A 7,099-nucleotide genomic window follows, 5' to 3' on the forward strand; every position below is an offset into this window, starting at 1 on the left:
TATTTAAGCAGAAGCATTTCTTTTTTAGTTTTATTAATTCATATTAAGGGTTCTTCATTTTGAACTTTATAATTTTTCACCTGATTCTTTCCGGTTTTTCTTCTAAACTTAATTCTTCATTTGTTATAAACCTTTTTTACTATTAAAACTATCCCTGATTGATTTGTTAAAAATCTATTTACTTCTAAAGCAATAATATTTAGTCCGCTGTTTTTGTTATCTATATCTATCCTTATAGCTCATGGAATTTTGTAGTGACATCGTTTTGTTTTTGAAAAAAGATTAATTTTTATCAAAAAAATAGGTGAAAAAGTATAAAAACTCAAATTTCTTTATCGATATATTGTTTATAAAAATCATCTTGATAGACCTTTCCAATAGGAATCTGATGATCTTTAATGTAAATTGTGTTATTATCAAAGGCATCAATGGCGGTTTCATTGACTATATAAGATTTACTCACCCTTATAAATTTATCTAAAGGTAATTGTTTGTGCAAGGTCTTTAAATTTAACAATGTCATAATTTTTTCCGTACCACTATATATAAGTGAATAGTCTTTAAGACCTTGAATAAAAAGAATTTTTTCAAATAAAATTTTATAATATTTTCTGTCTGCTTTGACAAATAAAAAATTTTTTGTTTTGTCTGGCAAATCGGAATCTTCCTTTAAAAGAAGTTTATGTAGGGAAATTGCTTTGCCTACAGCTTTCGCAAAGCGATCTGGGAATATAGGTTTTAGTAAATAATCTACAGCATCTAAAGAATAACTTTCTACTGCATAATTTCTATATGCAGTTGTAAAAATTATAAATGTGTTGACAGGAACACTTTCAGCAAACTTTAATCCATTAAGACCAGGCATTTCAATATCAAGAAATATGAGATCAACAGTATTAGATTTTAAATATATTTCTGCTTTTGATGCACTATTAAATTCTTGAATAAATTTCAATTTTGGCTGGGTTGTAATTAAATCCTTTATGACCTCTCTAGCTAATGGCTCATCATCTACTACAATACAATTCATAATGGTAATTTTAATTCTACTTTATATGTTCTTTTTGCATCTGTTATAGTTAATTCATAACTTTCAGCATAAATTAATTCTAATCTTCTTTTAACGTTTTTTAAACCAACCCCGTGATTCATCTTTTTTTCAGTACTCAATCCCTTTGTATTCAAGCAAGAAAACAACAGATAATCATCAATTTTTTCAAAAGACACTTTTATAGATGACTCAAAATCACAATCTAAACTATGTTTAATAGCATTTTCAATAAAAACAGAGAAAATATTAGATGGAATTTTAATATTGACAGTATCATCTATAAGAGAAATTACCTCGAACTTAAATTCATCTCTTCTAATAACCTCTAAATGAATATAATCATTAATGAATTTAATCTCTGAATGCAAAAAAATGTATTTCTGATTGCTTTCATATAAATGATGGCTCAAAATATTGGATAACTGTGAAAGTATGATTGATGCTTTTTGTTGATCCTTCATTATCATATAGTTCAAATTGTTAAGCGTATTAAAGATAAAATGAGGATTGATTTGATTTCTCAACGCCTTTAATTCCATTTCTATTGTGTTTTTTTCGAGCTCTTTAAATCGGTTATCATAAATTATCCATTTTTGTATTATTTTGACCCCAGTCGAAACAACAATAAAAGGGAGAAGTATCACACAGTACGCAATAAATTGAAATAAAAATGAAGGCTTATCAACATTTAAATCTGCTGGATCTTCAAGTATGTCACTCAATTTTATTGAAATCAATAGGCTTAAAAACAAGAGCAATAATAACAATCCTAAATACTTAAAAAAAAATTTATTATAAAGAAATGCTGGGAGAAGAACATATAAATTTATATAGAAAACACTTAGTATAATAAACAGAGAGACAGAGAGTCCTATTAGATTAGACTCTTTAATTGGCTTTAAACTAATTAACATTAAAAATAAAAATATCCAACCTAGCGCGTGTCTATAAACCCTATATTTTGTTATTATAAAGGCATCAATAATTTGAAACTTTTTGATATTATCTTTTAAATGTAAACTCATTAACACATATTTTGAACAAAAAAATAGTTTTTATTATTATCAATTACCTTTTCTATACCAAAGTTATTTGCAAATATACGAAATCAACATTATTCAATTTTCCATTAAATATTTTGTATATTAATTTAAGTGTTTTATATATTAATAATATTGATGATTGCCTGTTCGCATACTTTTGCGGCAAATTTAATTTAAATGAAAAATCAAAACAAGCAAATGAAATTATCAAAAAAATCCGTAGTATTATTTTTTACATTACTCTTATCAGTTACACAAATGTCTGCACAAAAACTAAATGTAGATAAATCATCTTCTATTGGTGTTGATCAACTTCCAGAGTATGTAGTCATAACCTCTGAAGACACAAAACTTCTAGGAGGAATGAATATAACTATTCAAAGCAAAAAGTCTGATTATAAAGATGCACTAGATGATTTGGAAAGCTTATTGCAGAGTAGTAAAAAACTTCAAATTAGAACACAAACAGATTTGCTTAATGCTATGTTTGAATTGGGATTTGAATTTATAAACGCATACAATGCATCAAGCACAGCTATTGGCGCTGGAGCTGGCAATGACGTGACGGTCAATGGAACTATAGAAAAATTCAGAGTAAATATGGTATTTAAAAAAAGAAAAGATTTATAAAAAAAATTAAGCTGTAATCAAAAAAATAACAACCAAACAGATTCAGGTTGCCAAACTTAACTTTGTTTGGTTGTATCAAAACAGCCCAACTCAAATAAAAACATTTGTATATTAAAATTTCAGGTTTGTAGATTTATTTTATTGAGACCAACTGGTCTTTATATTTGTATACAAGATTAAACAACATATAAAATATTATGAAAAAAAGCATTTTTATTTTAACTGGTTTCATTATCTTTTTAACAAGTTATTCAAGCGTAGCACAAATCCATTTAGGCCCAAAAGCTGGTGCCAACCTCACCAAACTAGACGGCAAATCATTTAAAGACAATTTTGAATTAGGTTATCAACTTGGTGGCTTTGTATACTATGATGTAACTAATTTCATTGGCATACAAGCTGAAGTGATTTTTAATCAAACAAATACGAAAATAGCTGATGATTACACCGATATAATTGATGATGCATTCGATAAAGACAAAACCCTTAATTACATAAGCGTTCCTTTACTATTAAGGCTTAATACAGGTGGCCTATTAACTGTGAACGCAGGTCCGCAATTTAGCTTTTTAGCAAATAGTAAGGAAAGTATACTTGACAATGGTAAGAAAATTTTTAAAGATTCAGATTTTGCAGCAGTAGTTGGTGCCGAGTTAAACTTGTCACCAATAATAGTTTTTGCGCGATATTCTTGGAGCTTTTCTAATATAAGCGACATAGGAGGCGAAGTTAAAAGTCAGCAAATACAATTAGGGATGGCTGTTAAAATTTTTTAATGTTCTTTTATTGAATTTGAAATTAGTTATATATTTGGTACTTTGGTTTCCTTCCTAACAAAGAAATAAAATCGATAAATGTATGTTTAATATAAGTGTATTTTAAATAGTAAATAAAGATAAACCGAAATAAAAAAATAAATATTTATTTTTTTATTTCGGTTTATCTACTAAAGTTTTTTAGCTTAATAAAAATTTACTTTGCTTTTTAATTAATGTTTACGTTAAAGTAGTAAGTCTAAAAATCTTATGAGTTGAAGAAAGCAAGTAAATAAATCTTAAAAATAAAGTTATTCTATCAGTCAAGAAAAAAAGAAGTTTTAGGAAGTTCGAAATGCTATTCATTAACCATTCAAAATAATGTAAATATGATTAAGTAATCGATTTAGTTGTTCTAGATATTTAATAGTCACATTGGTTATTGGAATGCACCAAATAATTTGTTTTAAAAAATTTTATTTAAATTATTTTTTTTAATATTTATATTTATGAATTGCTAAATTAGAGACCTAATATGGATAATCATATACTATACTTGTTTAATTTCATATGAGATTGGTATCAAATAAAGAATAGAAATTTTTACAATATAAAACTTGATGAATTTAATCTTAAATTAAATTAGGCTCTTGTAAAAAAAACTTTATAATAACTAATATAAACCATTAAATGATTCTTGCATTTAAAGTTTAGTTTCCTTATTTCTTGCTTTTTATTAGATGTTCCAACTTTGAATCATTCTTAATCCTTTACAATTCACTTTCAATAATCAAAACGTTATCCCGTATTCAAATTGTTTGGACTGCCCAAGACTTCCATTAAATAACTATTTGAATTTTGAAATTGTCGCACGAATGTGAACTATATCCGACAATTTTGTAAAATATCGGATGCCTGTAAAAGAAAATTTGTTTGTCTTTAAACATCTTTTTGTTACTACTTTTTTATTTGTATTACATGCGATTTTTCTTTTACAACATAACTTCCCCAAGTAACCAGATATTTCAATAAAGGAATGAGTGTTTTGCCAAAATCTGTTAATGAATATTCTACTTTTAAGGGCGGTTTTATGTTAAAAACTTCTTTTTTTATAATCCCGTGTTCTTCCAGATTTTTCAATTGAATAGAAAGCATTTTTTCCGTGATATTTGGAATGAGTTTTTTTATTTCGTTAAATCTTTTTTTTTCTTCTATTAAATAATAAAGCACTATGGCTTTCCATTTTCCACCTACATAATGCATTGCAACATCCATCTCACAATGGAATTTCAATTCATTAATTTCATTAGTTGGTAAAGATATTTTGTCTTTCATTTCAAATTTTTTAACCTGCCACGTTTGACAGTTATTGATTGGTTACAAATTTAGAAATACTTTTGCAACTGTAAATAATATAGTTTAAAAAATGATAACAAAAAATTCAACTACTCAGATCAACTCTTTAAATCGTGGCAATATGAAAACCTTAGTAGTACTATCGCATCCAGACTTAGAGAGTTCAATAGCCAATAAAACAATTATTGAACATATAAAAAAAACAGTCCCAACATCTCAGTTAGAGGTGCGTCATCTCGAGTCGTTATACCCTGATTATAAAATTGATATAGAGAAAGAGCAAGCTGCTTTGCTTAATGCAGGTATTCTAATTTTTCAACATCCTCTTTATTGGTACGCTACACCATCTATTTTAAAAAAATATTTAGATGATGTGATGACTTGGGGATTTGCTTATGGAACTGGTGGAGACAAACTCAAAGGCAAACAATTTTTGCAAAGTATTACATTAGGAGGATCAAAAGAGTCTTTTACACCCCTTGGGTACAATCGTTTCAGTGTAGAAGATATTTTAAAACCAATGCAGCAGTCGGTGTATCACATGCAAATGATTTACAATCTTCCTTTGTACTCATATCGAAATGCGTATGTTCCTGAAATATATAACTCCATGTGGGAAGTAAAGGAAACTGCCATTGCCCATGCTAAAAAACTAATTGAAAAAATTCAAGATTTTTCTAAGGGCAATCAAGAAAAGGTGGAAGCTTTTATCCACAAATGGTTTAGCCATTTTGACAGATTAGATGAAAACGGCTATTTTATTCAATACCTACATAAAGACGTAGAATTCACTTTTCCCGGATACGGTAAAATGAAAGGACACCCTGAATTTAATGAATGGTACCGATCAATAAAAGAAAAACTGGAGGCACCCACAAAACATGAAGTTCAGAATTTAATTATCGAGGAAACGGAAAGAAATCAATTTGACATACGCTTTCAAGTGCAATTTAAAGCCAGAGAAAAAGAAAGCCAAAAAGAAATTGATGTTGTTGAAACAGAAAATTGGAAATTAATTTGGGATGAGAATAGCGACAGGCCTATCATCGAAAAATACATTGTAACTATTTAAAATTGAAAGTAATACAATACTAATAACAATTTTAATTCTAGTATTCAATGTTCTTTTTTTTAATTGTGTTCAGGCACAGACGTATTTTGTTAAAAGCTATACAGCGACACAAAATGTAGATTAGTATTATGAGGTACCGATATTAAAAAAGCTTATACCGTGATGGGAAAGACAAAGGTTGGCAGAGGTTTTCGTTCTTTAGAAAAGTTGAAAACCATGTTTTAAAACCCTTGCTATTCGGATACTTTAGCATAAGTTAATTGAATTATTTGCATTGTAAAAAATCGCTTTAATATAGCTGAGGAATCACGAACTCGAAATAAAAAAGAAGAATAAAACAAAAACTTTTTAAAATGGTAGCAATGTAGACTTGAATGAATAAAATTAGAGCAACTTTAACTAAATTATAATTTAGTTCCCAAGCATAACAAGGCTGTCTATTAATAGACAGCTTTGGCGTTTTTCTTAGACACTAAAAACGAAAGTAGCGCTATATCTTTATTAGCTGCTTCCTAAAACAGAGTTTAGATAAGTATGAGAATCACTGCGTATTTATTTCGAAATGATAAAGTGGTTACACTGTTCATGCGTATTCGGGATAATTCATCAAAATTTTAGACTGTTTTTTAGTGCGCGAAACTACCTTATTATTTGCAAAAGAATTTTGATTTTGTGGAGCAGCAAATTTCACCTTTAGCAACTAATTACTAATTCTTTATTAAATGTTTAAAATCAGGGTCTTTTTTAATTCGCTCCAATTCCGTTTCGATAATCTTTACAGTGTCTGCCTTTATCTGCTTATAATTGCTCTCTATTTCCTGTTTCATAGTATCCTCTTCATTCTCGTTTACAAAATTGAGAATTTGTGGTATCTTTTGATAGGCTTTGGTTTCTGCTACTACTGTACAATTGTCCACTACAATCTCGGCGTGAAATATTTTTTGCTCAATTCTTTCATCAAAGTTGTCGGAAACTGCACCAACAAACATACCCTGTGTCAAAGTGGAAATTTTTGATGCAGGTATCAGACTGTCTAACTGTGTAGAAATACAGGTTGATTTGTCATTGGAGTTGCTACATTTACTGGGACATAAATTTTAAGACTGTTTAAATAAAAATAAATATCTTAGAATTATGAAAAAACGAGTTTACAGTGCTGAGTTTAAATCATCAGCAGTACGATTAAGTTACG

The 7,099-nt window shown here is 28.2% G+C and carries 6 protein-coding genes and 1 pseudogene; 3 read left to right on the top strand and 4 right to left on the bottom strand.

Going from position 1 to position 7,099, the window contains the following annotated elements; all coding sequences use genetic code 11:
- Window positions 1-322: 322 nt before the first annotated feature.
- Both J3495_RS09870 and J3495_RS09875 read right to left on the bottom strand, forming a co-directional pair.
- Window positions 323-1,030: a LytR/AlgR family response regulator transcription factor gene (locus J3495_RS09870; protein ID WP_210666382.1), complete on the bottom strand. Its 708-nt coding sequence runs from the start codon at window positions 1,028-1,030 to the stop codon at window positions 323-325.
- The gene (locus tag J3495_RS09875; protein WP_210666383.1) at window positions 1,027-2,076 is read right to left on the bottom strand and encodes a sensor histidine kinase; all 1,050 of its coding nucleotides are present in this window, start codon (window positions 2,074-2,076) and stop codon (window positions 1,027-1,029) included. The genes J3495_RS09870 and J3495_RS09875 overlap by 4 nt, the downstream gene beginning before the upstream one ends.
- Before the next feature lie 195 nt (window positions 2,077-2,271).
- Here J3495_RS09875 and J3495_RS09880 point away from each other — a divergent pair, with 195 nt between their 5' ends.
- Both J3495_RS09880 and J3495_RS09885 read left to right on the top strand, forming a co-directional pair.
- On the top strand, window positions 2,272-2,724 hold the full coding sequence (locus tag J3495_RS09880; RefSeq protein ID WP_210666384.1) for a hypothetical protein: 453 nt from the start codon (window positions 2,272-2,274) through the stop codon (window positions 2,722-2,724).
- 197 nt (window positions 2,725-2,921) lie between these two features.
- Window positions 2,922-3,500: a porin family protein gene (locus J3495_RS09885; protein ID WP_210666385.1), complete on the top strand. Its 579-nt coding sequence runs from the start codon at window positions 2,922-2,924 to the stop codon at window positions 3,498-3,500.
- Window positions 3,501-4,436: 936 nt separating this feature from the next.
- On the opposite strand, the gene J3495_RS09890 is transcribed toward J3495_RS09885, so the two are convergent.
- Complete coding sequence (locus J3495_RS09890; RefSeq protein ID WP_236025437.1) at window positions 4,437-4,814, bottom strand: winged helix-turn-helix transcriptional regulator; 378 nt, start codon at window positions 4,812-4,814, stop codon at window positions 4,437-4,439.
- A 91-nt stretch (window positions 4,815-4,905) separates the two neighbouring features.
- On the opposite strand from J3495_RS09890, the gene J3495_RS09895 reads away from it, so the two are divergent.
- The gene (locus J3495_RS09895) at window positions 4,906-5,907 is read left to right on the top strand and encodes an NAD(P)H-dependent oxidoreductase (RefSeq protein WP_210666386.1); all 1,002 of its coding nucleotides are present in this window, start codon (window positions 4,906-4,908) and stop codon (window positions 5,905-5,907) included.
- Between the two features lie 707 nt (window positions 5,908-6,614).
- Here the strand turns inward: J3495_RS09895 and J3495_RS09900 are convergent.
- Window positions 6,615-6,980: pseudogene (locus J3495_RS09900) on the bottom strand (conjugal transfer protein TraG); the annotation flags it as partial.
- Window positions 6,981-7,099 lie beyond the last annotated feature (119 nt).

The organism is Flavobacterium geliluteum, assembly GCF_017948595.1.
GTDB lineage: Bacteria > Bacteroidota > Bacteroidia > Flavobacteriales > Flavobacteriaceae > Flavobacterium > Flavobacterium flavipigmentatum.

Coding starts and splice junctions, on each gene's coding strand:
- J3495_RS09880 (WP_210666384.1), top strand. CDS start 2,272: ATGAAAAATCAAAACAAGCAAATGAAATTATCAAAAAAATCCGTAGTA.
- J3495_RS09890 (WP_236025437.1), bottom strand. CDS start 4,814: ATGAAAGACAAAATATCTTTACCAACTAATGAAATTAATGAATTGAAA.
- J3495_RS09895 (WP_210666386.1), top strand. CDS start 4,906: ATGATAACAAAAAATTCAACTACTCAGATCAACTCTTTAAATCGTGGC.
- J3495_RS09885 (WP_210666385.1), top strand. CDS start 2,922: ATGAAAAAAAGCATTTTTATTTTAACTGGTTTCATTATCTTTTTAACA.
- J3495_RS09875 (WP_210666383.1), bottom strand. CDS start 2,076: ATGAGTTTACATTTAAAAGATAATATCAAAAAGTTTCAAATTATTGAT.
- J3495_RS09870 (WP_210666382.1), bottom strand. CDS start 1,030: ATGAATTGTATTGTAGTAGATGATGAGCCATTAGCTAGAGAGGTCATA.